The 25,610-nt window shown below is 61.6% G+C and carries 29 protein-coding genes and 1 tRNA gene; 11 read left to right on the top strand and 19 right to left on the bottom strand.

Annotated elements, in window-relative coordinates:
* Positions 1 to 13: 13 nt before the first annotated feature.
* The 4 genes from ACT3UQ_RS06030 to ACT3UQ_RS06015 all read right to left on the bottom strand — a co-directional run bounded on the left by ACT3UQ_RS06030 (position 14) and on the right by ACT3UQ_RS06015 (position 4,455).
* Positions 14 to 1,672 carry an ABC transporter ATP-binding protein/permease gene (locus tag ACT3UQ_RS06030; RefSeq protein ID WP_105553408.1) on the bottom strand — a complete coding sequence of 553 codons (1,659 nt, stop codon included), beginning with the start codon at positions 1,670 to 1,672 and terminating at the stop codon, positions 14 to 16.
* A gap of 8 nt (positions 1,673 to 1,680) precedes the next feature.
* The gene (locus ACT3UQ_RS06025) at positions 1,681 to 2,835 is read right to left on the bottom strand and encodes a DUF1611 domain-containing protein (protein WP_258133561.1); all 1,155 of its coding nucleotides are present in this window, start codon (positions 2,833 to 2,835) and stop codon (positions 1,681 to 1,683) included.
* A gap of 213 nt (positions 2,836 to 3,048) precedes the next feature.
* Positions 3,049 to 3,576, bottom strand: a complete 528-nt coding sequence (locus ACT3UQ_RS06020; RefSeq protein WP_105553409.1) for a SixA phosphatase family protein — start codon at positions 3,574 to 3,576, stop codon at positions 3,049 to 3,051.
* Positions 3,577 to 3,663: 87 nt separating this feature from the next.
* Positions 3,664 to 4,455 carry a winged helix-turn-helix domain-containing protein gene (locus tag ACT3UQ_RS06015; protein WP_105553410.1) on the bottom strand — a complete coding sequence of 264 codons (792 nt, stop codon included), beginning with the start codon at positions 4,453 to 4,455 and terminating at the stop codon, positions 3,664 to 3,666.
* 613 nt (positions 4,456 to 5,068) lie between these two features.
* Between ACT3UQ_RS06015 and ACT3UQ_RS06010 the strand changes: the two genes are divergently transcribed.
* Entirely contained in the window at positions 5,069 to 5,809 is a 741-nt protein-coding gene (locus ACT3UQ_RS06010) for a response regulator transcription factor (protein ID WP_096285408.1), read from the top strand.
* Positions 5,806 to 7,287: a sensor histidine kinase gene (locus ACT3UQ_RS06005; protein ID WP_105553411.1), complete on the top strand. Its 1,482-nt coding sequence runs from the start codon at positions 5,806 to 5,808 to the stop codon at positions 7,285 to 7,287. The genes ACT3UQ_RS06010 and ACT3UQ_RS06005 overlap by 4 nt, the downstream gene beginning before the upstream one ends.
* 11 nt (positions 7,288 to 7,298) lie before the next feature.
* On the opposite strand, the gene upp is transcribed toward ACT3UQ_RS06005, so the two are convergent.
* The gene (gene upp, locus ACT3UQ_RS06000; RefSeq protein ID WP_096285410.1) at positions 7,299 to 7,946 is read right to left on the bottom strand and encodes a uracil phosphoribosyltransferase; all 648 of its coding nucleotides are present in this window, start codon (positions 7,944 to 7,946) and stop codon (positions 7,299 to 7,301) included.
* Between the two features lie 200 nt (positions 7,947 to 8,146).
* Between upp and tadA the strand changes: the two genes are divergently transcribed.
* Both tadA and ACT3UQ_RS05990 read left to right on the top strand, forming a co-directional pair.
* On the top strand, positions 8,147 to 8,623 hold the full coding sequence (gene tadA, locus ACT3UQ_RS05995) for a tRNA adenosine(34) deaminase TadA (RefSeq protein ID WP_105553412.1): 477 nt from the start codon (positions 8,147 to 8,149) through the stop codon (positions 8,621 to 8,623).
* A gap of 94 nt (positions 8,624 to 8,717) precedes the next feature.
* Positions 8,718 to 8,808: transfer RNA gene (locus ACT3UQ_RS05990), tRNA-Ser, on the top strand.
* A gap of 194 nt (positions 8,809 to 9,002) precedes the next feature.
* On the opposite strand, the gene ACT3UQ_RS05985 is transcribed toward ACT3UQ_RS05990, so the two are convergent.
* Positions 9,003 to 9,548: a DinB family protein gene (locus tag ACT3UQ_RS05985; RefSeq protein ID WP_219843924.1), complete on the bottom strand. Its 546-nt coding sequence runs from the start codon at positions 9,546 to 9,548 to the stop codon at positions 9,003 to 9,005.
* A gap of 104 nt (positions 9,549 to 9,652) precedes the next feature.
* Here ACT3UQ_RS05985 and ACT3UQ_RS05980 point away from each other — a divergent pair, with 104 nt between their 5' ends.
* Entirely contained in the window at positions 9,653 to 10,609 is a 957-nt protein-coding gene (locus ACT3UQ_RS05980; RefSeq protein ID WP_105569680.1) for a helix-turn-helix transcriptional regulator, read from the top strand.
* A gap of 235 nt (positions 10,610 to 10,844) precedes the next feature.
* Here ACT3UQ_RS05980 and ACT3UQ_RS05975 read toward each other — a convergent pair whose 3' ends face one another.
* The 8 genes from ACT3UQ_RS05975 to modA all read right to left on the bottom strand — a co-directional run bounded on the left by ACT3UQ_RS05975 (position 10,845) and on the right by modA (position 16,490).
* Positions 10,845 to 11,387: a YaeQ family protein gene (locus ACT3UQ_RS05975; RefSeq protein WP_096285421.1), complete on the bottom strand. Its 543-nt coding sequence runs from the start codon at positions 11,385 to 11,387 to the stop codon at positions 10,845 to 10,847.
* 27 nt (positions 11,388 to 11,414) lie between these two features.
* Positions 11,415 to 11,753 carry a YciI family protein gene (locus ACT3UQ_RS05970; RefSeq protein WP_105569681.1) on the bottom strand — a complete coding sequence of 113 codons (339 nt, stop codon included), beginning with the start codon at positions 11,751 to 11,753 and terminating at the stop codon, positions 11,415 to 11,417.
* Positions 11,754 to 11,883: 130 nt separating this feature from the next.
* The gene (locus ACT3UQ_RS05965) at positions 11,884 to 12,150 is read right to left on the bottom strand and encodes a DUF6457 domain-containing protein (RefSeq protein ID WP_105553415.1); all 267 of its coding nucleotides are present in this window, start codon (positions 12,148 to 12,150) and stop codon (positions 11,884 to 11,886) included.
* Between the two features lie 19 nt (positions 12,151 to 12,169).
* Positions 12,170 to 12,775, bottom strand: coding sequence for a molybdenum cofactor guanylyltransferase (gene mobA / locus ACT3UQ_RS05960; protein ID WP_181151596.1), 606 nt, complete (start codon positions 12,773 to 12,775; stop codon positions 12,170 to 12,172).
* Positions 12,775 to 14,013: a molybdopterin molybdotransferase MoeA gene (locus ACT3UQ_RS05955; protein WP_105569683.1), complete on the bottom strand. Its 1,239-nt coding sequence runs from the start codon at positions 14,011 to 14,013 to the stop codon at positions 12,775 to 12,777. The genes mobA and ACT3UQ_RS05955 overlap by 1 nt, the downstream gene beginning before the upstream one ends.
* A gap of 94 nt (positions 14,014 to 14,107) precedes the next feature.
* Positions 14,108 to 14,869 (bottom strand): sulfate/molybdate ABC transporter ATP-binding protein, encoded by a 762-nt coding sequence (locus ACT3UQ_RS05950; protein WP_105569684.1) that lies wholly within the window; start codon positions 14,867 to 14,869, stop codon positions 14,108 to 14,110.
* Positions 14,866 to 15,678 carry an ABC transporter permease gene (locus ACT3UQ_RS05945; protein WP_105569685.1) on the bottom strand — a complete coding sequence of 271 codons (813 nt, stop codon included), beginning with the start codon at positions 15,676 to 15,678 and terminating at the stop codon, positions 14,866 to 14,868. Before ACT3UQ_RS05945 ends, ACT3UQ_RS05950 begins: the two co-directional genes overlap by 4 nt.
* Positions 15,675 to 16,490, bottom strand: coding sequence for a molybdate ABC transporter substrate-binding protein (modA, locus tag ACT3UQ_RS05940; protein WP_105569686.1), 816 nt, complete (start codon positions 16,488 to 16,490; stop codon positions 15,675 to 15,677). Before modA ends, ACT3UQ_RS05945 begins: the two co-directional genes overlap by 4 nt.
* 428 nt (positions 16,491 to 16,918) lie before the next feature.
* Here modA and ACT3UQ_RS05935 point away from each other — a divergent pair, with 428 nt between their 5' ends.
* Positions 16,919 to 17,092: a hypothetical protein gene (locus ACT3UQ_RS05935; RefSeq protein WP_181148428.1), complete on the top strand. Its 174-nt coding sequence runs from the start codon at positions 16,919 to 16,921 to the stop codon at positions 17,090 to 17,092.
* Positions 17,093 to 17,184: 92 nt separating this feature from the next.
* Here the strand turns inward: ACT3UQ_RS05935 and ACT3UQ_RS05930 are convergent, their stop codons facing one another.
* Positions 17,185 to 17,607, bottom strand: coding sequence for a molybdenum cofactor biosynthesis protein MoaE (locus ACT3UQ_RS05930; RefSeq protein ID WP_105553421.1), 423 nt, complete (start codon positions 17,605 to 17,607; stop codon positions 17,185 to 17,187).
* Positions 17,604 to 18,818, bottom strand: a complete 1,215-nt coding sequence (locus tag ACT3UQ_RS05925) for a ThiF family adenylyltransferase (protein ID WP_105569687.1) — start codon at positions 18,816 to 18,818, stop codon at positions 17,604 to 17,606. The genes ACT3UQ_RS05930 and ACT3UQ_RS05925 overlap by 4 nt, the downstream gene beginning before the upstream one ends.
* A 60-nt stretch (positions 18,819 to 18,878) precedes the next feature.
* Between ACT3UQ_RS05925 and ACT3UQ_RS05920 the strand changes: the two genes are divergently transcribed.
* Genes ACT3UQ_RS05920 through ACT3UQ_RS05900 form a run of 5 tightly spaced genes read left to right on the top strand, consistent with a single transcriptional unit; the run spans position 18,879 to position 21,631 of the window.
* Positions 18,879 to 19,148 (top strand): MoaD/ThiS family protein, encoded by a 270-nt coding sequence (locus ACT3UQ_RS05920; RefSeq protein WP_105569688.1) that lies wholly within the window; start codon positions 18,879 to 18,881, stop codon positions 19,146 to 19,148.
* Between the two features lie 9 nt (positions 19,149 to 19,157).
* Positions 19,158 to 20,420: a molybdopterin molybdotransferase MoeA gene (locus ACT3UQ_RS05915; RefSeq protein WP_444636674.1), complete on the top strand. Its 1,263-nt coding sequence runs from the start codon at positions 19,158 to 19,160 to the stop codon at positions 20,418 to 20,420.
* Positions 20,413 to 20,901 (top strand): cyclic pyranopterin monophosphate synthase MoaC, encoded by a 489-nt coding sequence (gene moaC, locus ACT3UQ_RS05910; protein WP_105553424.1) that lies wholly within the window; start codon positions 20,413 to 20,415, stop codon positions 20,899 to 20,901. Before ACT3UQ_RS05915 ends, moaC begins: the two co-directional genes overlap by 8 nt.
* Positions 20,891 to 21,391 carry a molybdopterin-binding protein gene (locus ACT3UQ_RS05905; RefSeq protein WP_105553425.1) on the top strand — a complete coding sequence of 167 codons (501 nt, stop codon included), beginning with the start codon at positions 20,891 to 20,893 and terminating at the stop codon, positions 21,389 to 21,391. Before moaC ends, ACT3UQ_RS05905 begins: the two co-directional genes overlap by 11 nt.
* A gap of 30 nt (positions 21,392 to 21,421) precedes the next feature.
* Positions 21,422 to 21,631: a DUF1653 domain-containing protein gene (locus tag ACT3UQ_RS05900; protein ID WP_105553426.1), complete on the top strand. Its 210-nt coding sequence runs from the start codon at positions 21,422 to 21,424 to the stop codon at positions 21,629 to 21,631.
* A 287-nt stretch (positions 21,632 to 21,918) separates the two neighbouring features.
* Here the strand turns inward: ACT3UQ_RS05900 and ACT3UQ_RS05895 are convergent, their stop codons facing one another.
* Genes ACT3UQ_RS05895 through ACT3UQ_RS05885 form a run of 3 tightly spaced genes read right to left on the bottom strand, consistent with a single transcriptional unit; the run spans position 21,919 to position 25,607 of the window.
* Positions 21,919 to 23,313, bottom strand: a complete 1,395-nt coding sequence (locus tag ACT3UQ_RS05895; protein WP_444636671.1) for a GntP family permease — start codon at positions 23,311 to 23,313, stop codon at positions 21,919 to 21,921.
* Between the two features lie 27 nt (positions 23,314 to 23,340).
* Positions 23,341 to 23,973, bottom strand: a complete 633-nt coding sequence (locus ACT3UQ_RS05890) for a bifunctional 4-hydroxy-2-oxoglutarate aldolase/2-dehydro-3-deoxy-phosphogluconate aldolase (RefSeq protein WP_444636670.1) — start codon at positions 23,971 to 23,973, stop codon at positions 23,341 to 23,343.
* Positions 23,970 to 25,607: an N-acyl-D-amino-acid deacylase family protein gene (locus ACT3UQ_RS05885; protein WP_444636668.1), complete on the bottom strand. Its 1,638-nt coding sequence runs from the start codon at positions 25,605 to 25,607 to the stop codon at positions 23,970 to 23,972. Before ACT3UQ_RS05885 ends, ACT3UQ_RS05890 begins: the two co-directional genes overlap by 4 nt.
* Positions 25,608 to 25,610: the final 3 nt, after the last annotated feature.

The raw sequence follows: 25,610 nt of genomic DNA, 5'->3' as shown, positions 1-25,610 counted from the left end.
ATCCTCGGCTTGGCTATTCCGCGTCTTCCAGCGGGGCCGGGTTCTCGGCATGGGCTCCGACGCGCAGCGGTGCCTGCCACGTGCCGGTTGCTTCGAGCCCCGGAATTTCTCCTTGGAAAATCACCACTCCGGGATATTCGTTGAGTTTTCGAATCACCGCTTCGCGGGCGGCGCTCGGCAGGCGGTTGAGCACCGGGTCGAGGATCAATACCGGCGGCTGTCTCAGCAGGGCGCGTGCCATGATCAGGCAGGCGCGCTGTGCGGAGTCCAGAGGTTCTCCCCCACGACGCAACATGGTGCGCTCCGCGGCGGGGAGCGGGCCGAGCTCTAGCCCGCAGTCGGCGGCCACGCGCAGCGCGCGTTTCACCGAAGACCCCGGATGCCGGTAGGTCAGCGCACGGATGATGGTGCCGCGTTCGGGAACCATGGAACTCAACGCTGCGCCTATCAGCTTACGTCGTTCGGTAGCCGGAAGGTCCTCGCTGCGTCCCTCGGCGATCCACAACCCGCCGAGCGAATCGCCGTGGGCGGTGATCCTGCCGGTGGCCAAAGATTCGAGCAGTGCTCCGGATTCTGCCCCGGGCCCCACCACCTGGATCCGTTGCCCTGCGTGCGCTCGAAGCACCGGCCAGTTCTCCAAGCCCGGTGCCGTGGGACGGATCCGCACGGTGATTTCTTTGCGGTTCAGGTCCTTCACCTCTCGGGTGGAGATCATTTTCTGCTCCGCGATGCTCCAGGATTTCTCTGCGTGCAGCAGCGGAGCAATAATCCGTCGGCCGGCTCGATAGTTTTGCCGGTACTCAACGATGCGCCCCCATTCGCCCATGGTCCCTGCGCAGATCCCCATCAACGTCAAGGCGCTGGCCAAGGTCCCCGCGCCAAGGCCCGCCCAGGAGCCGGCAGCCACCACCAGCGCGGTGCCCAACAACGGCACCGTCAGCGATCCGGCCCGCAAGGCGCCGGCATACTTTGCGCGATCCACGGCGGCCTGAACGACTTTCTGCGAGCTTCGGTCGACTCGCTCGACCTCGCGGCGCACGCCTCCGCCCGCGGCGATGGTGGTGGCCGCGGTGACCGTGTCGGCGATCCGTGCCGCAAGATTCCCCCGGTGCCTGCGCAGCACTCGTGCGGTGCGCAAGGCCCCTCGGGCCAAGAACGCGAGCAACCCAACTTCCAGCAGGACCGGAAGTACCAGCGCCGCGGCCAGCAGTGGGTGCAGGGCTCCCAAGCCGAGCGCGGCGAAAACGATCAGCGGGATGCCCGCGATCAACGGCACAATTCCCTGGGTGACCCAATTGCGGATGGAGGACAGGTCATTGCTTGAACGCGCCACGGTGATCCCCACCGAGGGTCCCCGGCGAGCCTTGAGGGCATGCGATATCAATGATCCGCGCAGCTGAGCCACATAGTGCTGGCCAAGCCTTTCGGCCAGCACTCGTTCGATAAACTTCGCACAGAAAAATGCCAGGGACAGGACGATGACCCAGGACAGTGCCCCGAGGCTGAAGGCCGAAGCTAGCTGGCCTACCTGCCAAGCGATGGCGATGGACAGCACCCCGACACCCAGTGCCAGCGCCAGCAGGGCAGCCAACAGCCCGCGTCGCCCCGGCGCCAGCAACGCCGGGAGCGAAGGTTCCTTGGCGGGTGGGTCTACTGGCTGCGAGCCGGTCATTGGGCCTCCTAGCGGGTCGGCAGCAGGGCGCTGGCCACCTGTGGGTCGCACAGGTCATAGGTGTCGATAATTTCGGTGTCCATGTGGGCTCGCGCTTCCGAGGCCGCCAGCGGGGAAGCAGTGAGCACCCCGGAAACCGCGGCGAGGTCGAGCCCTGCGTCCAGGAGAATTTTTTCTCCCGCCTTCGCGCCGAGCGCATCCTGGGCGCTGAACAGCACACGGTCTACGTGTTCCTTGAATACCGGGTCCCGGAGCAGTCGTGAGGTCTCGCCCTGGAACAAGCCGTCGGCGATCTCGATGATGACCGCATCGGCGCCGGAGGCGCTCTGCTCATTGATCATCGAGATCAGCAGTTCGCGAACGGTTTCATAGTCCAACCGGTAGGTGGTGGGGTAGCCGAAGTCGGTGAAGTCGCAGACGCTGAAAGCGCCGGCGTCGGTGAACAGGTTCGGGTCGTTCCCCGCGCCTGTTCCGGTCGCCTTGCCTGCGGCGACCCGCAGTCCAGCGTTGCTCAACCCGTTGACCAGGCAACCGAGGGTGGTGGATTTTCCGGAGTTCATCGATGTTCCGAGCACCGCGATCACCGGTGGACGCTTACCCGCGATGCGGGAGGTGACGTTAACCGAGGGGTTCTGGACGCTCAGCGGAGCGAAATCGCTGAGCGTGACGACCTTGCCGCCACGCGTCAGTAGACCGACCGGCTCAATCTCGGTGGCCTTGTCAATCGAGGCGTGCTGTTGCTCCACGCGTGAGGCTAGTCCGCCACCGGCAACCAGCTCGCATGGCCCAAGATCCGTCGGTACATGGGAAAGGAACTGGTCCGGTGCGTAGCGGTGGCCGTAGGCCACCATGATTTCCTGGCCGACAAAGAGTTTTTGGCGGCGCGCGTGCGGCGACTGCAGGCCCTTGTGCTTGCCAAGCTCGGAAACCTTGGCGATCACCACATCACCCGAGCGCGGAGCCATGCCCGAGCTGGAGACAATCTGAAAGTCCTGTGGATTGCGGGAGAGTTCGGCTGCGACAAAGCGCGTGGTGTAGGCCGCCTTGATGGTGCTGGCTCGGAGGGCATCGATCGCAATCCGAGCTTCTTTGATGGTGTAGGTTTCGGTGCTCTCGTTCGGGATGATCTCTGCAATGATGCCCATGGCTTCGGCCTTTCTCACTTCGGTTCCCGGGGAGCGGAAAACCGTCATCTTCAGTCGGCCGTTTGGCTCGATGAATATCAGTCAAGCGAGCGAAGATGAACCGAAGATGAATCAATCCTGAGGCCTTGGGAAGAAAATGATGAGGGCGTTCTCATGAACGCCTCATAAAGCCAACACAGCTCGTATTACGAGACTGACAAGGGTCTTTAAAAATTCCTCATGAGAATCTTCTCATTCAGGCCGCGGGGCAATGAAATGTGTGACCCGCGCATCACGCGCATCCAAATGTGAGTAGGAATGGTCTGTTTCCAGCACCGTGGTGCCCAATGTCGGATAGTTCATCGCCAGTTCGTAGACTGCTTCCTCATCGGATTGCGCCGAGGCCAGACGCAGCGCGAGGTCCTGGAGCGTCGGCTGGTGTCCGATGACCAGCAAGGTGGAGACAGTATCAGGGACCTCGTTGATAATTGAGCATAAGGCGGTGGCCCCTGCGCCGTAAACGCGCGAGTCGACGTACGGAGTTGGACCTTTTTCGCCGAGCTCCGAGAGCACCCAGGCGCAGGTTGCCCTAGCGCGCAACGCGTCGGAGCAGATGATGTAATCCGGTATCAGATCATTCTCCACCAGCCAGGCACCGGCGGCCGGGGCTTCGCGGTTGCCGCGAGCGGCCAGCGGGCGGTCATGATCGCTCACTCCCAGCGGGTAGTCAGACTTTCCATGGCGCATGAGAATCAGCCGACGGCGCTGCATAGTATTCATAGTCCAAGCTTAGATGCGCGGAACTTAAAAAAAACTGAGGCGAACAAACCAGGGTGGTTTGCTCGCCTCAGCGAAAAAACGTTCTACTTAGATTGAGTACTCCGGAGCGGCCCAGACGACTACCTCTGGGTGCTCGTAGAAGCGGTAGCCCTGTCCACGCACGGTGCGCACGGTGTTAGCCAGGCGACCCAGCTTCGAGCGCAAGCGGCGGATGTGCACGTCGATGGTTCGCTCATTCGGGATCTCCTCGGCATTGCGCCACAGGTTTTCCAGCAATTCTTCACGGCCCACGGTGCGGGTGCCGTTCTCCACCAAGAAATTCAGCAGTTCGAATTCCTTGAAGGTCAGGTTCAGCGTTTCACCATCGAGGTAAACCTCTCGGCGGGACAGATCGATCAGCACGCCGGATGGGCGTGGCGCACTTGGACGCGCTTCGGCACGCGGGCGGCGTGACAGGGTGGGATCGCCCAGCGCCTGGCGCACGACGTCAATTGGCTCGCCTTGCGCGCTGGTTGGCGCCAGCGCTACTGCGGCATGGGTCTGCGCCTGCGGTGACAAGGTCGCCAGGAATGCGCGAACCTGGGTTGCCAGCTTTCCCAGCGAGGTTCCCTGAGCCTGGGCAGCAGCTTCATCCAAACCGACATACAGCACGAAACCACGAGCGCTGGTGTCCGCGCTAGGCGTGCCAGAGGACTGCACTGGTGTGGCGATAGTTTGAGTCATCGGTTCACGCGTTTCATGAACGTTGTTGACCGCACGCAGCGGGCGATAGCCGGCCGGAGCATAGCTTCCGCTACCAGCAGCGGCGCGCTGTGCCGCCGCCGCTCGATTCTGAGCGTTGCGAATTGAAACGTGTACGTATCCGGATCCAGCCGACATGATGACTTCCTTTTCGTGCGAAGGCCAAGTGATTTGGCGTTAATGCTTCGGGTTTTGCTTGCGCCGCCCGCGACCTTCTTTCACGAACAGCAGTTGGGTTTCCCGTCGGTGCACCTGGACTCAATCGCTTATTACTTCAGCCGATCGATCCAATTTCACCGACGCCGAGCATTCGACAACAGCACGCAAGCGTACCCTCAGGGCCTCTACCCTGATTGCTGTTGTTGATCTGCGCCGTACTCACACACCAAGTATTCCCCGTAACATTCGAAACTTGCAAGTAACAAAGGTCGCCACTGTTCAGCATGTGAGACAGATCCGTCCAAAAGTGATGGAGGACACTTTGGGCAATTATCGGGTATCTAAGCGCTTAACTAATCGGAATGATCAATATCAGCCGCCAAAATATGCAGAATGACCATACCATTCACAGTCATGAATATTCATTCAGGTTCACGGGTAGTCCATAGGTCAAACATTCGTGCATTGCGGCATTTGACCAAATTAACCGCTACCCGAACGGAATATTCCCGCATAAACTCGACATACAGTCATAGCTGTTGCACAGCTGAATCATAAAGTAGCCCAATGACAATAGGAGAAGCTGGTTAACATGAGCGATTCACGTTTTTCTCCCGCGCAATTACCCCGGCTGACCCATCCAGATGGCACACCCATCAAGGTCCTAGTCGTCGATGATGAACCATCATTGGCGGAACTGGTGGCCATGGGTACTCGCATGCTTGGCTGGGAAGCAACGATGGCCCACGACGGACCGGAAGCCGTAGCCACAGCGCGCTCGCTCTCCCCGGATGTTCTGGTTCTGGACTGGATGCTCCCAGGGTTTGACGGCCCCGAGGTGCTGCGCAAGGTTCGCAGTTATCTGCCAGAAGTCCCCGTACTATTTCTCACCGCGAAGGATGCGGTCGAGGACCGGATCGAAGGTTTGGGCGCCGGCGCCGATGATTACGTGGCGAAACCGTTCAGCCTTGAAGAAGTACTCATTCGCCTGCACCGTCTAGTTGAACGCTCCGGTGCCTCTACCGCGGACTCCGCAGAACTCGTAGTTGGCGATCTGGTGCTGAATCTGGATTCACACGACGTCTCCCGCGCCGGACGCTCGATCTCGTTGACCGCAACAGAGTTTGATCTGCTCAGCTACCTGATGAACAACGCCCGCCGGGTGGTCTCCAAGTCGCAAATCCTCGATAACGTCTGGCATTACGACTTCGACGGCCAAGCAAATATTGTGGAGCTCTACATCTCTTACCTGCGCAAAAAGATCGATGTCGACGCCGAATCAATGATCCACACGGTGCGTGGTGTGGGCTACGTCCTCAAGCCCGCTGCATGAGTTCATTTCCCACCGGCCTCAGGCCAAGTTCACCACTCGCGCTGCAGCGCAAACTGCTGATGATCCTCCTGGGCTCGCTGACCGCAGTCTGCGTCTTGCTCGGGCTGCTCTACAATGCCGGCATGCGCCAGACGCTCATGGACCAGCTGGACGAACAGCTCAAGGCCTCGGTGGAACGAGCCAGTAGCTACTCGGTGGGTCTAGCCCGTCCGGATCAACGCCTCTATGCGCCCGGACAGGCCGCGGGCACCCTCACCGCGCGCTTCGTGGATCGCTATGTTTTCTCCGGAGACGTGCTTGACCAGCATGGCGAACGAGTCATGCTCTCTCAGGATGACGCCATCCACCTGGTGACCATCGAGGTCAATGCAGAACCCGTACGCCGCTCGTTGTCCGTGGGCGACTATCTGCTCTCGGCGGTTCCAGATCCTGGCTCCGGAGGCGTGCTGATTGTTGGCTTGCCGCTGGATTCCACGGATCAAACGCTGCTCGAAATGGCGTGGCTGACGCTGTTCATCGCGATCAGCCTGGTGATCGGCACCGGTCTGGTGGGAACCTGGCTCATTAGCCGTTCCTTCGCCCCGCTCAAACGCGTCGCGGCGGTGGCTTCCTCGGTAGCCGCCGAAGAACTTGAATCGGGCAAGGTCGAGCTGACCCAGCGAGTCGCTTCCGAGGATGCCGTTCCAGGCACCGAAGTTGGCAATGTGGGACGCGCCCTGAACGCCATGCTAGACAACGTATCTACCGCGCTGACCGCACGTGAAAAATCTCAGGACCAGATGCGTCAATTCGTGGCGGATGCTTCGCATGAGTTGCGCACTCCACTATCGGCAATTCGCGGCTACACCGAATTGCTGTCGGCAACCGAGCATTTCTCCCCCGATGGCAGGCGCTCGGTGGATCGAGTACTGCAGCAAAGCAATCGCATGGGTTCACTGGTAGAAAATCTGTTGCTCTTGGCCCGGCTGGACGAGGAGACCTCGTTCACCATGAAGCCGCTGGATCTTTGTGCATTAACTTCAGATATCACCGAAGATTTCAAGGCCACCGCGGATGACCATCTCTGGGAATTCGCCTGCCAGGCACCGGGGACCACAGTCAATGCCGATTCGTCCTCCCTGCGCCGAGTGATTACCAACTTGCTGGCCAATGCACGCAAGCACACCTCGGCCGGCAACTCCGTAACCGTCAGCGTGGGGCAAGATCTCGAAAGCGGCGAGGCGGTGCTGCAGGTGCAGGACACCGGAGAGGGGATCTCCGAGGAGTTCCTGCCCAAGGTCTTCGAAAGATTCACCCGCGCCGACAAGGCCCGCTCCGGAATGGACGGTACTACCGGACTCGGGCTGCCCATTGCCAAGAGCATTGTCGAAGCACACCGGGGCACCATTTCGGTGACTTCAGAGCCCGGCCATACGCTCTTCGAGGTGCGCTTGCCGCTGGCGGGCGAAAAGCCCGCCAGCGGCGAAACCGCAGGCTAAGCGACGAGCGCCTAGACGATCGGTGGGGTGACGCCGTACAGACGGTCGCCGGCATCTCCGAGCCCGGGGATGATGTAGGACTTCTCGTCCAGTCGTTCGTCCATCGCGGCTAGCACGATGTGAACGCGCTCGTCGGCACCATGAATTTCCTTCAAGCGCTCCACGCCTTCTGGGGCCGCGATCAGGCAGATGCAGGTCACCGATTCGGCGCCGCGCTCGAAGATGAACTTGATCGCCTCGGCCAGGGTGCCGCCGGTGGCCAGCATCGGATCCAGCACGAAAACCTGGCGACCGGACAGGTCGTTTGGCACGCGGTCGGCGTAGGTGATGATGTCCAGGGTCTCTTCGTTGCGAGCCATGCCCAGGAAGCCGACCTCGGCGGTGGGCACCAGTCGGGTCATGCCTTCAAGCATGCCCAGGCCCGCACGCAGGATCGGCACCACCAAAGGGGTTGGCTTGGCGAAGGTGATTCCGGTGGTGGTGGCTACCGGGGTGACTACCTCGACTTCTTCGGTGCGCACCTCGCGGGTTGCTTCGTAGGCCAGCAGGGTGACCAGTTCGTCGGTCAGCTGGCGGAAGATCGGGGACGGAGTATCTTTGTCTCGAAGAACTGAAACCTTATGTGCCACCAATGGGTGGTCGACTACCTGTACGCGCATAAGTAGAAATCTATCAGCCCACCAATGAAGCAAACGAGATAAAAGCGCGAAATTCCGGCGGAAAAACTCCTTGATGTGCCCAACTAAACAGGAATCAGCGGGATTGCGGTCCCTATGGCCAGGGCCTATCGGTGTTTTGAGGAGAGCTAGTCCCCAAGCGCATGCGCCGACGACGCTAAAACACGTAAGGTAAAGGCACTATGGCGCACGAACACGAGACTTGGATGGACCTCGCCCTCGCAGAGGCCCGAGCCGCATTGGACACCGATGATGTCCCGATCGGGGCGGTCATCATCTCCCCCGAAGGCAAGCTGCTGGCTACCGGACGCAACGAGCGCGAAGCAAACTTTGACCCGACGGCTCACGCCGAAGTCGTGGCCATCCGCAACGCAGTCAAAAAACTACAGGCAGACGGCAACGCCGACGGATGGCGATTAGAAGACTGCACCCTGGTCGTCACGCTCGAGCCCTGCGCCATGTGCGCCGGAGCCATCGTGCTTTCGCGCATCCCCCGGCTGGTGTTTGGCGCATGGGATGAGAAGGCCGGAGCCTGCGGCTCGGTCTTCGACATCGTCCGCGAACCCCGCTTGAACCACTGGGTCGAGGTATACCCACGGGTCAAGGTAAAAGAGTGCGCGGACCTGCTGCGCGAGTTCTTCCGATCCAAACGCGGCTGACCAAGCACGCATATGTGTTTCGAGCCACTAACCGCGCTTTTCGCCTCGTTCGTTTTGGTGTTCTCGAAAGGTTCGTTATAGAGTTATCAGGTCTGGTGACGTGTCCGAGCGGCCGAAGGTGCAACACTCGAAATGTTGTGTACGGTAACCCCGTACCGTGGGTTCAAATCCCACCGTCACCGCCAGCGAAAACCCCGAGAATCATTGAATTCTCGGGGTTTTTCTTTGCCAGTAGCTAGTTCGCGAAGGCTGGCAAGGCAACATTCGAGGCTGGGTAATGCGGAACTCTCTAAGGTTACTTGCAATGCACGTTCGCAGATCAACCCGATGAACCCATCCTTCTTTGCCGCCAATGTCGGGACGCAAACGGCTTCGGCGGTTAGCCCATTGTTTTTTGTCCGTCCAAGGATTCGCGGATGATGTCGGCATGCCCGGCATGTTGGGTGGTTTCTGCGATGATGTGCAGCAATGTGCGGCGCACCGTCCAATGGGTATCGACAAACCATGGGGCCTGGGGCAATTCGTGGACGGTGTCCATGTCTACCTCTGCCAGCAGGTCATCGGTGCGGGCTGCGACCCGCGCATAGTTTTCCAGCAGCTCATCCAAGCTCTCTTCGGGCGACATGCGGAATTCGTTCTGGAAAGCTTCCATTGCTTCGGGTGGCATCTTGCTGAAGTCTGCCCCGTCCCAGGCCATGGCGGCCCGGCCCTTGACGATGAATTCCTGCCACTGCTTTTCCACTGCGGTCACATGTTTGATTAGGCCGCCCGGGGTCAGTTCGCTGTCCGTGGTGCGCTGTGCAGCCTGTGAATCACTGAGTCCGCGGACGGTGAAGCGCAGGAAGTGCCGGGCGTTGGCCAACGCCTGGAATAGGTCGGCGCGTTCCCCGCTCAGGGTGGTTTCGGTGGTGGCCATGGTGCTCATTGTTGCCTCCTGGCATCGGCTTCAGCCGGTATTTCCAGCTGATATCTACAAGCTTAAAAGCAATAAGTGTCAGTTTTTGTCCTAAATCAAGGCAGACTGGTTACATGAGTACCAGCACCAGATTCTTGCGTTTGATCTCCTTGCTGCAGACCCACCGCTACTGGTCCGGCGACGAGTTGGCCGAGCGGCTGGAAGTCAGTTTGCGCACCGTGCGCCGGGATATCGACCGGCTGCGCGACCTCGGCTACCCGGTGCAGGCTGACCGCGGGGTGGGTGGCGGCTACCAGCTGGCTTCCGGCGCTGCCCTGCCCCCGTTGGTCCTCGACGATGAGGAAGCCGTGGCGTTAGTCATTGGCCTGCAATCTACGGTGCATGGCGGTTCTTCCGCGTTAGCCGAAGCCGCATTGCGCGCCCTGTCCAAGGTCGTCCCGGTGCTGCCGGCCAGGTTACGGCAGCGGGCCCAGGCATTGGCTGCCAGCACCGTCCCACTGAACTCGCAGCACTCTGTTCCAGAACCGGTGGACCCCCAGGTGCTGGTGGTGTTCGCCCAGGGATGCCGCGACCGCGAACGGGTGGCCTTCGACTACCGCGACGCTAAGGGAATCGCCAGTTCAAGGCGGGTGGAACCGGCCAAACTGGTCAATGTGGGCAACCGCTACTATCTGGTGGCCTATGACCTGGATCGCGCGGATTGGCGCAGCTTTCGGGTGGATCGAGCCGAGAACGCCGTGGCGCGGGCACTGCGCTTTGCGCCGCGGGAGATTCCCGGCGGCGATGCAGCCCAGTTTGTCCGCGAAGGCCTGCGCGGATCCGGACAGCAACAGATCAGCGCGCGGGTGCATGCCAGCGCCGGGGAGCTAGCACCGCGCATCGGCCGGTGGTTCGAGATCCGGCCGCTCGATGAACACAGCGCCATGGTGCGCACCGAGAACGCCAACTTGCCTTGGGCTGCCTTCGGGCTTGCGATGAGCGAGGCGAAGGTCAGCGATGTGCAGCCGGAGCAACTGCGCTCACTGCTGGACTCATGGTCGGCAAACCTCGCCCCGGGGTCCGGGGCGTAAAAAAGGAAAACCAGAGTCAAAGATATGGTAGATGAGGGGCCCGCGATATAGCGATCGAGGTCGCACGGCCATAGCCTCTTCCTCTTGAATCCGCGGGCTAATATTCTATAAAACGGAGGCAATCGGTCTTTGGATTGGGCTGGAGTTCGATTGCCATGCCGGATGCCTTTGCAGGCCAATTCATTCGGTCAAGAATGATATTTACGCTGGAGGCGTGCTTTACCTTCTGCGGTCGCTACTCGATGTGATGCTCGTGAATTTGCGTCTCAAAATTGCTGCCGTTGAGTTCGAGATAGATCTGCCCCTCGGTCACCGAAACCGACATGGTGTTGCGTCTGGTGAGGGCCTTGGCCGCCAAATCGATGAAACCCGGGTCAAAGGAACGGACAACAATTTCATCGGCTTGGTAGATGGTCTTGCCCTTCCACGAGGCCAATAGCTTCGCCGGTTCGCGGTGCGTGTACACGGCGGCACGCTCCGCGCGTTTGCTGCCTTGGTGAAGACGCTGGGCATCCGGGGCGCCTACCTCAATCCAGGCCAAGATGCTTCCGGTGAGGTCCTTGACCAGCACCGCCGGTTCCTCCCCTGTGGATACCCCTCCGGCAGAAAATGCAATGCCTTCCTCCGCTTCGAGGCAGTAGGCTAGAACCCGGGTCACCAGATAGGCGTCGGTCTCCGAGGCTTGCTGTGCCACACGCAATGAGAGATCTTCGTAAACACCGCGATCCACATCAGCCAGTTGGACTTCGAAAGTTTGTATTGTCGCGCCGATTGCCATAAGTCACGAGTCTACAGTGGTGCGGGGCTAGCTCGCCGAGTCATAGGCGAATTCGCGCAGCTCTTGCGCACACCGGCAGGCCACCGCGATCTTTCGAGCCCAACCCAGCGCTTCCGCGCGGGCGGGCACCTCCAGCACGGTAAATCCGCCTTTGAGCTCCGAGCCCGAATAGATTTCGTCACTCACCGAACCATCTGCCGATACCAGTACCGGATCGACGCGTTCCTCGATGCCACCACCGAAGACATAGACGCCTGCCGCTTTGGCCTCGGAAATCACCGCACGGGCATCGGCGGCGACACGCGGCAACTCTTCGTCCGCAACCACCATGGCCCGGCTCGGAAACGAGATCAGATATTTAGTCATCTCCCGATTGTGCGCCCGGAGGCGGTACACGGCAATGCTTAGCCCGCTGAAGCCGGTGATGCCTACCTTGCCATTGGGTGGCTACAACGCGTTGCGCTGAGGCACGTGATGGAACGCCAGCAACGCGGGATTACTCCTGCTCGGCCGCCCAGCGCGCGGCCCGTGCGTTGAGCTTCTCGGCGAGCGCCGACAGCTCGGTGCCCGGTTCCGCGCGGCCAAGAGCCAAGCCCAAGAGGAAGGTGCTCAATGGGGCCGCTGGCCTTGCGACGTCGTGGGCAACGTGCTTGGCCACGTCGAGCAGCGTGCCTATAGATACCTCGTTGGCGTCCAAGCCGAGTTCCTCGGCCGCGGCCTCCAGCCACGGAATGAGTGCCTCGGGTGGGAGATGCTGTGCCATGATTATTTTCCTTTGCTCGCTAAGACTTAATTGGCTTCGTCGATTGACTTGAATCCTTTTGCCGCAGGCGGGCTTCTTCCAGGGCTTCGGGGGTATCAATATCCGCCGATTTCTCCACCGAAATATTGGCCCTGCTCAGCCGAAGGTTGTTGAAGGCCCGCCTGACCGGTGCATTGACGACGCCATCGCCCAGCGCCTCGCAGGCTTCGCGCAACGGCTCGGTGCGGTAGCAACCCGCAAGCCACTGGGTCCGCTCGTTGTCGTCTACCAGCACCACGCCATCCGTCCCAGAAGCATCGATGGCCGCGGAAAGCGCCTCGCAGACCGCGGCCGGATATTCCAGGTCGCAAGACAGAACCACTACCCAGTCAGCCGTCACCGCACGAAGCCCCACCGCAACCGCGGCTAACGGTCCGGCGAATTCCGGTTCTTCGCGCAGCACCACGTCCGCTTGGGTTCCAGCGGATTCGGGACCCACAACGATCACCTGGCCATTGACCGCTTCCCGGCAAGCGCGCACCACGCGATCCACCAGCCGCTGCCCGCCAAGGAGCAGTCCGGCCTTATCCAGGCCACCGAGCCGGGACCCACGGCCACCGGCAAGAATCAAAGCGTCGGCGGCCATCATGGAAGCATCCGGATTACTTGCACGCTGTCGCCTTCGGCGATGTCCCCGCGTTCAGGTTCGACCAAGGCGTACCCTTGGGCCGTGCCGAAACCACCGACGGAATGCGACACCCGCTTGGAGTGCACCACCGGATAGCAGCGCAAAGACTGCCCGTATTCAAATTCAACCGGGAGCACTTGCAGCTTCCCGGTGAATCCACGCCATCCAATCCCGGCGGTAGCGGTCAATCTCGGACGCTCGGATGTCCCGTGGCCCTGCATGGCACGCAGCGCCGGGATTACGAACAGTTCAAAGCCGACCGCCGCGCTGACCGGATTGCCCGGCAGCGCGAAGACAAACGCGCCGGCGGCCAAACGCCCGGTGCATTGCGGCTGCCCGGGACGGGCATCCAACCTCACGGCACGAACTTCTGCCTCATCTGCCAGCGCCAACCGCATCACGTCCCGTGTGCCCGGGCCCACCCCGCCGGTGCTCACGATGACGTCGTAGCTCGAACCCAGTTCGGCCAGCCTTTCGCTCACCTCGGCTACCTCATCTGGGCAATGCTGCACACTGACCTCGATGATGCCCGCCTCGGCCAGCAGCCCGCCAATGAGCAAGGAGTTTGATTCCGGGATCTGACCGCGAGTCAGCTGAGCACCGAGGGGCCGCAGTTCGGCACCGGTGACCAGCACCGCAACACGCGGCGCTCGCCGAACCAGCACCTTGGCTATTCCGGCCGCGGCCAATGCCGAGAGGCGCACCGCGGTCAGCTGGTCTCCGGCGCGGGCCACCAATGCGCCTCGGGCCAGGTCTTCTCCCCGGGCGCGGATCTCTTGGCCGGGTTGAACCGGTTTGAATACGCGCACGAGGTCTTCGGCCCAGGTGCTCTCGCCTTGATCGCCAATGGTCGATTCGACGCGCACTACCGCGTCGGCGCGGGTGGGGATGGGAGCACCGGTCATAATGCGCACCGCCTGGCCCGGCTCCAGCGGCGCATCCCAGGAACTTCCCGCGGCTACTTCGCCCACAACGCTCAACGCTATCGGCTGCTGCTCGCTAGCGTTCGACGTATCGTAGCTGCGCACCGCGTAGCCGTCCATGGCCGAGTTCTCCCACAGCGGCAGCGGGTGAGCGGCGAACACATCCTCGGCAAGCACCGTTCCGCGCGCCTCGGCTAGGCCAACCGTGCTGGTGGCTACCGGAGTGACTCGGTCAAGAATCCACGCCAGATGTTCTGCAGGGCTTATCCCCATCGCTCCTCATCCTTCATTGCCTTCAAAAGTTGTTGAGTCCCGGAAACAAGAAATATTCGAAAGGTGCCAGACGAAGCAATCATTGGCTTCATGACTAAGGAGAACATCTCTTCTCCGGTTCGCTCTCGTAGCCCGCCGGAACGCTATTGGCCACGGCCCGCACAAACTCCGTAGCGGGTTCCGCAAGCACTTGCCGCGTATGCCCCTGTTGAACGACCACACCGCGTTCGATTACCAATAATCGCTCTGCCAGGGCCAGCGCATCCGCCCCCGAATGCGAGACGACAACCGCAGTGGTTCCGGTGCGGGAGAGTTCTTCACGGACCAGCTCGCGCATCTCCACCGCCGCTTGGACATCAAGTGCGGAGAACGGCTCATCAACCAGCAGCAATTTCGGTCCTGCGGCCAAGGCACGAGCCAGCGCGACACGCTGCTGCTGCCCACCGGAAAGCGCGGCGGGTCGTTGCGTCGCGAATGCCATGAGCCCCAAGCGTTCAAGCCAGTCGTGCGCCACCTGCTGGGCGGCACGTTTGCTTAGGCCAGCCGCGCGGGCAGCGAAGGCGATATTCTCCGCGGCGTCAAAATGCGGGAAGAGCCTGGGCTGCTGCCCGAGCAGTCCGATCGCTCGGCGGTGTGGCGGCAGGTGCACACCGGGACCGGAGAGCACCGTACCGTTCAGGGAAATCTGCCCGGCTGTAAGGTGCTGAATTCCAGCTATTGCATGCACAATCGTGGACTTGCCAGCTCCGTTGGGGCCCATCAACGCGAGGGTCTTCCGGGGTTCAAGATCCAGTTGCACGTCGATTTCGAAGCTTGGTCGCGCCACACGGATTGCTGCCCGAAGCCCGGTGGTCATTTCAACGCCCCCGGACGCCACGCCCGCAGGCAAACCAGGACCAGTACCGCGGCCGCGAGCAACAACAACGAAAGCGCCACGGCTGATTCTCGTCCGGCGCCTGCCCCATTAAAAGCCGTATAGATTGCCAGTGGCATGGTCTGGGTGCGTCCCGGCGCATTGCCTGCGAAAAGCGCGGTAGCCCCAAACTCGCCCAGAGCCCTGGCGAAGCAGAGGATCATCCCGGCGAGCAACCCCGGTGCGGCCAAGGGCAGGCTGATTCGGGTCAGCACCATCCAGCGTCCGGCACCAAGCGTGGCCGCGGTCTGCTCATAGGCTGCGCCGCTGGTACGCAGGGTCCCTTCGACGGTGAGCACCAGAAAAGGCAGTGCGACAAACATTTGCGCCATCACCACCGCGGCGGTGGAAAACGGGAGGGTGAACCCCCAGAGCTGTTCCAGCAGCTGTCCAATGCCGCTAGTCCGGCCGAAGAGCAACAGCAGCGCGACTCCGCCGACCATAGGCGGGAGCACTAGGGGCACCGCCACCAAAGCACGGAGAACCTGCGCAACGTGCGGGGAGCTGCGGGCAATGAGCAGTGCCAGTGGCACTCCGAGCAGCGTGCACAGCACCGTAGCCAGCAGCCCGGTGCGCAGCGACAGGCCAAGGGCCTGCAAGGCCTGGGGGCTGGTCACATCCGCCCACAAGGTGCTCCAGGAGGCCTGCGTCAGCAATGCCATCAGGGGCAATACGAGCAAGGCCACAGCCAATACGGCGGGCAGCAATACCAGGCTCGGCGCCCGGGTGCCGACATCTACTTGGGCGGTCATTTCTGCTCGGTCTTCAGCTGTGCGGAGGTCGACGGGCTTCCGAAGCCGTATTCGCTCATCACCTGTTGTCCATGCTCGCTCAGGACATAGTCCACGAACACTTCGGCAGCCTCGCGCTTGGCAACTTCCTGTTCGTCATCGCTGGCATTGTCGACTACCGAGATGGGATACGAGTTGACGACCTTGTGAGCGTCGGGAGGAATAATGCTTTCCACGGTCGGCTCATTGGCAATTTCCGTGCGGTATACCAGCCCCGCGTCAGCTTCCCCGGTGGCAACCTTGACCAGTACGGTGCCTACGTTCTGTTCCAGGCTTGCAGCTTCAACCTGCACGCCGGCAAGATCTAGCAATTTCTTGGCCGCGGAGCCACAAGGCACTTCGGGAGCGCAGAGCACCGTGGTGGCTTTTGCCAGGTCCGCCAGCTCATTGATATTGCCCGGGTTCCCATGGGGAACGGCAATCACCAGCGTGTTGGTAGCGAAGATGCTCGCGGTGGTCGCCAAGCCGGCTTCTTGGACCGCGTCCATGTTGGGTTCATCTGCGGAGGCAAAAACATCTGTTGGCGCTCCGGCGAGGATCTGCGTCGCAAGCGTTGAGGAGCCGTCGTAGCTAATGTCGGAGAGCAGAATTTCGGGGTGCTGCTCCCGGAATTCCTGAGCCAACTGTTCGAAGGGCTCATGCAATGAGGTTGCTGCCGAAATGTTGATTTGGGTCTGCGGCTGTGCGGCGTTTTCCATCCCGCCATTAGCTGCGCATGAGCTTAATGCCAGAACAAGAAGTCCGGCTAACGCCAGCGTTGGGCGTAGTTGCATGCTCGGCTCCTTCAAAAACGGTACTTTGCCATGCTACCGCCGATGTCGCGCGCGTCACGAGTTATTTCCGCGCCGACTTCACGATCCATCACAGTTGCTCGTCCGAGGATGCCGGCACGGCCTGCGGCCGCGTGGCGCTAAGCCGAGGTGCGGCCATCTCGCCGGCGGTGCCGTACAAATTACAACTCTCGAACGGTTATCACTGTGCGGCGAGCTGGCGCATATGTTTTCAGGCTCTGGCTCGATGGCGGAAACCCCGTATTGCCGGGCCGCGCCGACACCCGCGGCGGTGGCTGACCCGGACACGGAAATGCGCCGCAGCTAGAGATATCATGTGACTGGCTGCTGCCGCTGGCGGTTTGCTGGGAGTGGCAAAATCAGGCGTTTTCGAAGCTCTCTGGATCTAGGACTTAGCGGAAATTGGCGACATGAAGAAATCCACGGTTTCACCCACAACTGCCTCGGTGCTCGCGGCGCTTTTCCTGCTCGTGGGTGTTTGGCAGTTGGCGACCGGCACGGTTTGGCCAGGCGGTGCGATGCTGGCGCTTGCTTCCTTGTGGGTTGTTGTCGCTGTGCGCCAAGCCAGAAAACCACCGGTCTAAGAGAATATCCCTCGTGGTTGGCGGCAGATCTAGCTTTGCTGCCACCTCAGCCGCGCCGAGAAGACTGAAACCGGTGGCTGATGTCTCCGTGCTTAGAGACCCACCCATTGACTGGTTCCCGCTTCGAAATGCTGACGCTTCCAGATCGGCACCTCGTGCTTGATGCGCTCAACCAAAGCCTCGATGGCGGCGAAGGCCTCACCACGGTGCGCGGCGGCGGACGCCGCGACCAAGGCGGCGTCGCCAATTTTCAGTTCCCCCACGCGGTGCACCGCCGCCATACGCACCCCGGAGCGTTCCTGCTCTTCGGCCAGGATCTTGGCCAGAAACTCTTCGGCCTGCGGGTGGCTTGAGTAGTCCAGTCCCAGGACCTTTTCGCCGCCGTCATGGTTGCGTACGATGCCATGGAACATCACCACCGCTCCGGCGTCCGGACCGTCCACCGCCGCTCGAACCGCGGACTCATCGATGGCCTCAGTGCTGATGCGGGCTAGTGAATTGTTCAACTCGGTCATGAGTTCTCCTTCAAGCTGTCTGTTGATGCCTCCGCGGCATCTGTCGCGGTGAATTCCGGGGCAAGCGGGGCGAACTCGTGAATACCACCTGAAAGGTAGCGCACCGGCACCCCGCGCTTGGCTAATAGCTGTGCGGCACGGATGGATCGGGGGTCACGGGCGCAATAGACAATCAGCTCGCCGCTACCGGGCAGGACCAATGCTTGCTCCGCTTGGGAAGCCGCTTCAAGCTCATCCAACGGCACAAACTGGGATCCGGCGATGCGCAGCTGTTCGCGTTCTGCCAGGGTCCGCACGTCAAGCAGACGCGGGGCATCACCGGAACGCATCATTCCCGCAAGTTCGGAGGCCGAGATCGCCTCGGGTTGCGGTTCCGCTCCGGCACAGAATAGTTCGTAGTCGATCAATTCGCTCACCGGTTTTCCTTGCGGGTCACGGCCGTAGGCGATTTCCCTGGTGCGGCCGGCGAGCGCGTCATAGATCAGCACCCGGCCAATGAGCAGGTCCCCCAGTCCGGTAATCACCTTCAACGTTTCGGTGGCCAGCAAGGAACCAACCGTTCCGCATAGCCCCGGCAGCACCCCGCCGACGGCACAGTTCACCACGGTGCCCGGCTCCGGCGGACTCGGGAACAGATCCCGGTAGCCCGGGCCGTACGCATGCCAAGCCACGCTGACCTGCCCATGATGGGCGAGGATGGATCCCCAGATCAACGGAATCCCGCTGATCTGAGCCGCATCATTAACCAGGTAGCGGGTAGGAAAATTATCGCTCCCATCAACTACCAGGTCGTAGCCGGCAAAGATCTCCAAGGCGTTCTCGGCGGTCAACCGCAGGTTGTGTTCAACAACCGTAATGCTCGGGTCCAGCGCCTTGGCCGCCTGCGCCAAAGAGGAGGTCTTAGCGACACCGAGGTTCGCCGTGGTGTGCGCAACCTGCCGATGCAGATTCGAAAGCTCGACCACATCGTCATCCACCAGCCCGATGGTCCCCACCCCGGCGCCGACCAGATACGGCACGCTCGCGCACCCCAGTCCACCGGCGCCGATGACCAAAACCCGCGCGTGGGCAAGCCTGCGTTGGGACTCGAAACCGAAGCCGGGCAATGAGAGCTGCCGCTGGGCACGAGCGCGCTGTTCGTCGTTGAGTTCCGCGCCCACCTGCACCGCGGCAGGAGGCGTGGCACCACCCGGAGATACGCTTTGATTCATACTGGGATCCTACGTGTTAATCGTCTTACCTGCCCGCTACGCACAAGATAGCATGGAGATATGACCTCGATCTTGATCCGTTACTTCGCCGCCGCCGCCCAGGCCGCCGGCGCCGAAGAGGAGCATTGGCCAACCGTAACAACGCTCGCGGAATTACGCGCCGAACTCCAGGAAAAGTACGGCCAAGAGATGGCAAAAGTACTCAACTCCGGAAGTTTCTTGGTCAACGGCACGGTCCGCCGCGATACCGGTGCGCTGCGCACCGCCGGGGATGAAGCAGACAGCAAACCGCTGACCGTTGATGTGCTTCCACCGTTCGCCGGCGGGTAATCACCCTTCATGAGTTGTACTCTCGAATCCCACCGCATCCATGTGCGTGATCTGCTGGTGCCAATGCTGCAGCGCCTTCACGGCGAAGCGCCGGAACTATTGAGCATTGGCCACCCTGCGCTCGCCGGTCGGGTCACCGCCGCGCGAATCACCGCCGTGCTGCCGATCCCCGCCTTTACCAATTCGCAGATGGACGGCTACGCCCTTCACTCGCAGCAGCTCGCCGCGGCCAGTAGTCAATCCCCGTTGACCTTCCCGCTCGGTTTCACCGCCGCGGCCGGCGACCCGCGATTGAAGCTTGAACCCGGTACCGTCATCCCGGTGATGACCGGCGCTCCCATCCCCTACGGGGCAGATACCGTGGTTCCCATCGAGGAGACGGTTTCAGCAGCTTTCCCTGTGCTGGTTCGGGCAGGAGCCGGCACGCCGTGCGGCACGGCCACCTTTACACGGCCGAGCGGCGCGGGGCGTTTCATCCGCGAGGCCGGCGAACAACTGGCCGGCGGCGCGGTCGTGGCCGAGGCCGGCGAGTTGCTGACCCCCACCTTGATAGGCGCGCTGGCGGCCAGCGGCGTGCATCAAGTTCCGGTGCAAGCTCGGCCACAGGTGCTGCTGTGCACCACCGGCGACGAGCTGGCCGCCCCCGGTTCCGAGGTCGCGGCGGCTCGCATCCCGGATGCCAATAGCCCGATGCTCGCCGCCCTCTTGCGGGACTACGGTGCCGAGGTCTCGGTGGCACGTTTGCCCGATGATCCGCAGGCTTTCTCAGAACATCTCTTGAAGCATGCCGCGCAGGCTGACTTGCTGCTCACCGTTGGCGGGATCAGTGCCGGGGCATTCGAAGTAGTTCGCCAGGTGCTCGAACCCCTGGGCGGCGACTTCCACCATGTGGCGATGCAACCCGGTGGGCCCCAGGGACATGCGAGCTTGGAAAACCCAGATGGTTCGCGTACCCCGGTACTCTGCTTCCCCGGGAACCCGGTCAGCGCGCTGCTTTCCGCCGAGCTCTTCCTCGCCCCGTTGCTGCGCGCCTTCGCAGCACTTCCACAGCCGCGGGCAACGCGCGGAGTGCTTGCCCATGAGGTCAGCTCCCCCGAGTCCAAACATCAGGTGCGCCGCGCGATGCTGGCAGATGGGCAGGTCACCGTGCTCGCTCCGGGCTCGCACCTGATCCATGATCTTGCCCGAGCCGATGCGCTAGTCCATCTACCGGTGGGGCTGACCCATTTGCCCGCCGGCGCAGAAATTGAAACCTGGAGCTTTAATGTCTGAGAACCAACGCCTCACCCACCTGCGCGCCGATGGCACGTCCCACATGGTGGATGTCAGCGACAAGACCGTCACCAAGCGGGTGGCCACGGCCGAGGCGCTGTTCGTTACCCGCCCCGATGTCATCGAGCAGCTGATGAGCGGGAACCTGCCCAAAGGCGAGGCGCTGGGCACCGCCCGCGTGGCAGGCATCATGGCGGCTAAGCGCACCTGGGAACTGGTGCCGCTGTGCCACCCGTTGCCGATCTCCAAGGTATCGGTGGACTTTACGGCCGAGGCAGACACCGTGCGCATCACCGCACAGGTCACCACCAAGGGGGTCACCGGGGTGGAAATGGAAGCACTAACCGCTGCCAGCGTCGCGGCCTTGACCCTGTATGACATGACCAAGGCGGTAGACAAGCACGCCGAAGTCACCGGCATCAAGGTGCTGTCCAAGTCCGGCGGAAAGAGCGGGGACTGGACTCGTGACAATGAGCGGTAAAGTCCCCGGTGACCGAGCCGCGGTCGTTGTTGCCTCGACCAGCTGCGCGGCCGGAACCGCCACGGACAAGACGGGCCCGGTCATTGCCCGGTGGCTCGTCGAACGCGGCTTTGCTGCCGCCCAGCCGCTGGTGGCCGCCGATGGGCTGCCGGTGCGCGTTGCCGTGGAAGAGCAGCTTGCCGCCGGAGCCCGCGTGGTGGTGGTCACCGGAGGAACCGGAGTTTCCCCGGATGATCAGTCACCTGAGATGGTTGCCCCGCTGCTGGATGTGCAGCTACCCGGGATCATCGAGGCCATCCGCCGGCGCGGCGAAGCGATGACCCCGATGGCGATCATGACCCGTGGCGTCGCCGGATTCGCCGGGAACAGTTTTGTGCTGACCCTGCCCGGATCCACCGGTGGCGTGGCCGATGGTCTGGCCGTGCTGGACCCTATTTTGAATCACCTCTTGGACCAGCGCAGCGGTGCTCGCGAACATGGTCCGCGCTAATTTGCACCTTCTGGCAGGAAAGGCCACCCGTTGAGCGTTGAAGCCGGCATTTACGAACATTTTAAGGGGCAGCGCTACGAGGTGCTGGCCGTGGGCAGGCACAGTGAAACCGAGGAACCGCTGGTGTTCTATCGCAAGCTCTACGATGACTACAGCTTTTGGGCCCGACCGCTGTCAATGTTCGAGGAAGTGGTAGAGCGCGAGGGCTATCGCGGGCCGCGTTTCAACCGGATCGCCTAGCTGCTGCAGCAGTGCAGTTGCCTTAGGCGAATTGGCCACATCTTAGGTTCGGCTCAGCACCCGATGCCTAGCACGGTTGCGGAAATTTGATTCTTGGACGGGCCTCCGGCGAAGGGCTCTTCGAAGTTCCGGAGGCATCCACTGGTCCAACCGGTGATCATGCGCCGGAGTTGGTAGAACACTGGTACGTCGACGTCACCCCGTCGTAATTCATGGTTTGAAGCTACACATAAAATTTGCCCCGGAACCCTCATGGCTCCGGGGCAAATCAAAGTCCGCTTCCCTAGCTAAGACACGATCGCAAATAGTGTCGCGGCCACGGCGAAACCAACCACCGACAGAACTGTCTCCAGCACCGTCCAGGTTTTCAAAGTGTCCTTGACCGACATGTTGAAGTACTTGGCAATAATCCAGAAGCCACCGTCGTTGACATGGCTGGCAATGATGGAACCGGAAGAAATCGCAATGACGATCAGCGCCAGCTGGGGTTGGCTGAAATCACCGGATGCCATAGTCGGGGCAAGGATGCCGCTCGTTGTCACGATAGCCACGGTGGCAGAACCCTGCGCGATGCGCATACCGCAGGAAATTACGTAGGCCGACAATATCAGCGGTAGGCCTGCTTGTGACAGCGAACCGGCTACGGCTTGCCCCACGCCAGTGGCGGCCAATACCGCACCGAAGAACGCGCCAGCACCCACCACGAGCAGGATCATGCCTACCGGGCGCAGCGACTCGCCGGTGACCTTTGAAAGTTCCGCACGGGTCATCCCCCGCCGGGTACCAAGAATCCACATGGCTAGCAACACCGCGATTGTCAGTGCGATAGCTGGATTTCCGGTGAAGATCAGCAGGTCTTTCAGCCACCCTTCCGGCAGTAGAACATTGCCGAGGGTTGCGCACAGGATTAGCACCATCGGCAGGCCAATGGCTAAGGAAACACTGCCAATTCCAGGTGCCTGCAGCTGAGATCCTTCCTTGGTATTGCGCACGTGCTCACCTGGCACCTCAACATGCACGCGAGCACCGATCCAGCGTCCCCACATGATGCCTGAAGCAAACCATGCCGGGATACCACAAGCCAGCCCCATAACAATGATCCAGCCTAGGGAGACGCCAAAGAACCCGGCGGCTGCCACCGGACCCGGATGCGGCGGCAGGAAGGCATGCGTCACGGACAAGCCTGCCAGAAGCGGCAAGGCGTACAGCGCGAGCGAACGTCCCCCGCGAACCGCGGCAACGTAGACCAATGGCGCCAAGACGAAAATACCGATGTCGAAAAATACCGGAATACCCAATAGGAAACCGGTAACGCCCATGGCCACAGGCGTCCCCTTCTCGCCGAAAACCTTGATCAGCCTGTCCAGCAGAACTTGCGCGCCGCCAGAGTGTTCAAGGATGGCGCCCAACACGGTACCCAGACCGATAATCAGGGTGATGTGGCCCAGAATGCCGGCGAAGCCCTTTTCGATCAAGGCGTCTGAGGCTTTGACCGGGGTTCCGACTAGATCTGTCAGGGAGACTCCGCCGACAAGGGCGACGAGCACACCGGTAGCCACCAGGGCAATAAAAGGTTCAATTTTGGACTTGATGATCAGGGTTAGCAGCAGGGCGATGCCAGCAGCGGCCAGCAACAGCAGGCCAAGTGTATCGTGTCTGAGCCATTCAAGGAATGTGGCCACGGTGCCACCTCGTTTCTAAGCTATTAATTATCCGAGTGAAGAGGTAAATTTTTGTGCGCGTTGGGTGATCTGCTCCCATGCGCCTTCGGCTACTAACGTTGGATGCACGACGGAGGTTCCGCAGCATACCGCTAGCGCCCCGGCGGCTAAGAAATCCGCCGCATTCTGCTCGTTGATGCCGCCAGATGGCAGCAATTTCAACTCTGGGAAGGGACCCAGCAGATCCTTGAGATATCCCGGCCCCACATGACGAGCTGGGAAAATCTTCACGATTTCGCTACCTAGATCAACAGCCTGGGCAACTTCGGTGGGAGTGAGCGCTCCAAGGCTGAAGGGCACTTGGCGTTCTCGGGCTACCGCGGCAACCTCGGTGCGTAGCCCCGGGGTGACCAGGAACTGGGCCCCGGCATCCAACGCGGCCTCTGCCTGTGCGGCGCTGAGCACCGTTCCCACGCCAATCATGACCCCGTGCTCCTGTGCGGTATCTGCCACACGGCGGATGTGCTCCAGTACATTCGGGGTGGTGAACGTCAATTCCATGGTGCGGATTCCTCCGCGAGCCAGTGCCCCCGCTAGTTCCGCAGCGTCCAAGATGCGCTCCGCGCGCACCACTGCAAGGGTCTTGTCTGCTGCTAGCAGCTGGTTCAAAGTAGTTGTCATAACGCTTGCGTTCCTTCTGTAGTGCGACGCAGGGCGCGTCCGGCCCGTGCTCCGGTGGGCCGGCCGTCGCGTAGTGCGGCCACACCGTTGACATAGACGGCCTGGATGCCAATGGCGGGTTGCTTAGGATTGTCAAAAGTCGATCCAGCAGCAACGGTCTGCGGGTCAAAAAGCACCAAGTCCGCCGCGTAGCCTTCGCGGATCTCGCCACGTTTTACCAGCTTCAGCCGCTGCGCTGGCCGCCCGGTGAGGTGGTGCACGGTTTCCTCCAGCGACATCACCCCGAGTTCGCGGCAGTATCGTCCAAGGTACTGCGGGAAGGTGCCCCAGGCCCGCGGATGCGGCTTGGCGCCGTGCAGCAACCCGTCCGATCCGCCGGTGTGCACGCGGTGGGTCATAATGGCTCGCACGTTCTCCTCGTGGCCCACATGCTGCAGGATGCCTGCCCCCAGCCGATCCTCGGTGAGGATCGTGCAAAAGACCTCGAAGGGTTCGCGGCGTTCTGTGGCGGCGATGTCCTGGATAGTTCGCCCCACATACTCGGCAAGCGCTGGGTTCTGCACCGATGAAATTTCCAGGGTCTCCCACTCGGCCACGACTCCGTGGCAGCCATCTGATCCGGTGACTTCCAAGGCCTGGCGGATGCGGGCCCGGTCTTGCGGATCTGCTAGACGCGCTAGGGTGTCATCCACGGAGCCGGCCGAGGACCAGCTGGGCAGAACTGCGGAGAGCGTGGTGGAGCCTGGCAGATAAGGATAGGTGTCGAGGCTGATATCTGCCCCTTCGGACAAGGCCTGGTCGATGAGTTCGAGCAAGGCTGGCGCCTTACCCTTATTTTCTGCGAAATTCATCGTGGCGTGTGCCAAGTGAAGTGCGCATCCGGAGGATCGCGAAAGCTCGATCATCTCCGCATAGGCATCCAGCGCACCCTTTCCGTAGGAGCGGTGGTGCGGGGCGTAGAATCCGCCGTGTGCGGCTACCTCGGCGCACAGTTCTCCGAGCTCGGCGGTGCTCGCATACATGCCCGGTGTATAGGTCAGGCCGCTGGAAAGACCCACCGCCCCTTGCTCCATGCCTTCGGCAATGACCTGTCGCATGGCGGTGATCTGAGCGCCGTCGGCGCGCTGGTCCCCGAATCCCATAACCAACGCGCGCACGGTGCCCTGGGGGATCAGATAGGCGGCGTTGGTGGCGATGCGCTGGCCTTGCGCGTCTTCGGCATCCAGCCGATCGAGGTATTGGGCTACGCTGCGCCAGGAGAAATCGAAATCCTGCGGGTTACCGTTCCATCCGGCAATCTTTTCGCGGATCTGCGGAAGGATCTCGTCATTGACCGGCGCATAGGAGATCCCGTCTTGGCCAAGCACCTCGGTGGTCACTCCCTGGGTAATCTTGGGCAGATGCTCCGGGGCGGTCAACAGGTAGAGGTCCGAGTGCGCGTGCATGTCGATAAATCCGGGGCTAAGCACCAGCGATTCGGCGTCTACTTGGCGTATTTCCGCGGAAGCCGCCAGGGCGCCGGCCGAGGCAATGCGTTTGATGATGCCTTCGGAGATCAGGACGTCGGCACGGTAGCGCGGTGCCCCGGTGCCGTCCACGATCGTGGCATTGCTGAAAAGTGTCGGTTCGCTCATTGA

Source organism: Glutamicibacter sp. AOP12-B1-11 (assembly GCF_052379245.1).
GTDB lineage: Bacteria > Actinomycetota > Actinomycetes > Actinomycetales > Micrococcaceae > Glutamicibacter.
Note: the sequence above shows the minus strand (reverse complement) of the source record. Positions and strands in the feature narration are given on the sequence as shown.

Bases quoted from the DNA above. Each gene is read 5' to 3' on its own strand.
- ACT3UQ_RS06030 (WP_105553408.1), bottom strand. From the start codon at position 1,672: ATGACCGGCTCGCAGCCAGTAGACCCACCCGCCAAGGAACCTTCGCTC.
- ACT3UQ_RS06020 (WP_105553409.1), bottom strand. From the start codon at position 3,576: ATGAATACTATGCAGCGCCGTCGGCTGATTCTCATGCGCCATGGAAAG.
- ACT3UQ_RS06015 (WP_105553410.1), bottom strand. From the start codon at position 4,455: ATGTCGGCTGGATCCGGATACGTACACGTTTCAATTCGCAACGCTCAG.
- ACT3UQ_RS06010 (WP_096285408.1), top strand. From the start codon at position 5,069: ATGAGCGATTCACGTTTTTCTCCCGCGCAATTACCCCGGCTGACCCAT.
- ACT3UQ_RS06005 (WP_105553411.1), top strand. From the start codon at position 5,806: ATGAGTTCATTTCCCACCGGCCTCAGGCCAAGTTCACCACTCGCGCTG.
- upp (WP_096285410.1), bottom strand. From the start codon at position 7,946: ATGCGCGTACAGGTAGTCGACCACCCATTGGTGGCACATAAGGTTTCA.
- tadA (WP_105553412.1), top strand. From the start codon at position 8,147: ATGGCGCACGAACACGAGACTTGGATGGACCTCGCCCTCGCAGAGGCC.
- ACT3UQ_RS05985 (WP_219843924.1), bottom strand. From the start codon at position 9,548: ATGAGCACCATGGCCACCACCGAAACCACCCTGAGCGGGGAACGCGCC.
- ACT3UQ_RS05980 (WP_105569680.1), top strand. From the start codon at position 9,653: ATGAGTACCAGCACCAGATTCTTGCGTTTGATCTCCTTGCTGCAGACC.
- ACT3UQ_RS05975 (WP_096285421.1), bottom strand. From the start codon at position 11,387: ATGGCAATCGGCGCGACAATACAAACTTTCGAAGTCCAACTGGCTGAT.
- ACT3UQ_RS05970 (WP_105569681.1), bottom strand. From the start codon at position 11,753: ATGACTAAATATCTGATCTCGTTTCCGAGCCGGGCCATGGTGGTTGCG.
- ACT3UQ_RS05965 (WP_105553415.1), bottom strand. From the start codon at position 12,150: ATGGCACAGCATCTCCCACCCGAGGCACTCATTCCGTGGCTGGAGGCC.
- mobA (WP_181151596.1), bottom strand. From the start codon at position 12,775: ATGGCCGCCGACGCTTTGATTCTTGCCGGTGGCCGTGGGTCCCGGCTC.
- ACT3UQ_RS05955 (WP_105569683.1), bottom strand. From the start codon at position 14,013: ATGGGGATAAGCCCTGCAGAACATCTGGCGTGGATTCTTGACCGAGTC.
- ACT3UQ_RS05950 (WP_105569684.1), bottom strand. From the start codon at position 14,869: ATGACCACCGGGCTTCGGGCAGCAATCCGTGTGGCGCGACCAAGCTTC.
- ACT3UQ_RS05945 (WP_105569685.1), bottom strand. From the start codon at position 15,678: ATGACCGCCCAAGTAGATGTCGGCACCCGGGCGCCGAGCCTGGTATTG.
- modA (WP_105569686.1), bottom strand. From the start codon at position 16,490: ATGCAACTACGCCCAACGCTGGCGTTAGCCGGACTTCTTGTTCTGGCA.
- ACT3UQ_RS05935 (WP_181148428.1), top strand. From the start codon at position 16,919: ATGAAGAAATCCACGGTTTCACCCACAACTGCCTCGGTGCTCGCGGCG.
- ACT3UQ_RS05930 (WP_105553421.1), bottom strand. From the start codon at position 17,607: ATGACCGAGTTGAACAATTCACTAGCCCGCATCAGCACTGAGGCCATC.
- ACT3UQ_RS05925 (WP_105569687.1), bottom strand. From the start codon at position 18,818: ATGAATCAAAGCGTATCTCCGGGTGGTGCCACGCCTCCTGCCGCGGTG.
- ACT3UQ_RS05920 (WP_105569688.1), top strand. From the start codon at position 18,879: ATGACCTCGATCTTGATCCGTTACTTCGCCGCCGCCGCCCAGGCCGCC.
- ACT3UQ_RS05915 (WP_444636674.1), top strand. From the start codon at position 19,158: ATGAGTTGTACTCTCGAATCCCACCGCATCCATGTGCGTGATCTGCTG.
- moaC (WP_105553424.1), top strand. From the start codon at position 20,413: ATGTCTGAGAACCAACGCCTCACCCACCTGCGCGCCGATGGCACGTCC.
- ACT3UQ_RS05905 (WP_105553425.1), top strand. From the start codon at position 20,891: ATGAGCGGTAAAGTCCCCGGTGACCGAGCCGCGGTCGTTGTTGCCTCG.
- ACT3UQ_RS05890 (WP_444636670.1), bottom strand. From the start codon at position 23,973: ATGACAACTACTTTGAACCAGCTGCTAGCAGCAGACAAGACCCTTGCA.
- ACT3UQ_RS05885 (WP_444636668.1), bottom strand. From the start codon at position 25,607: ATGAGCGAACCGACACTTTTCAGCAATGCCACGATCGTGGACGGCACC.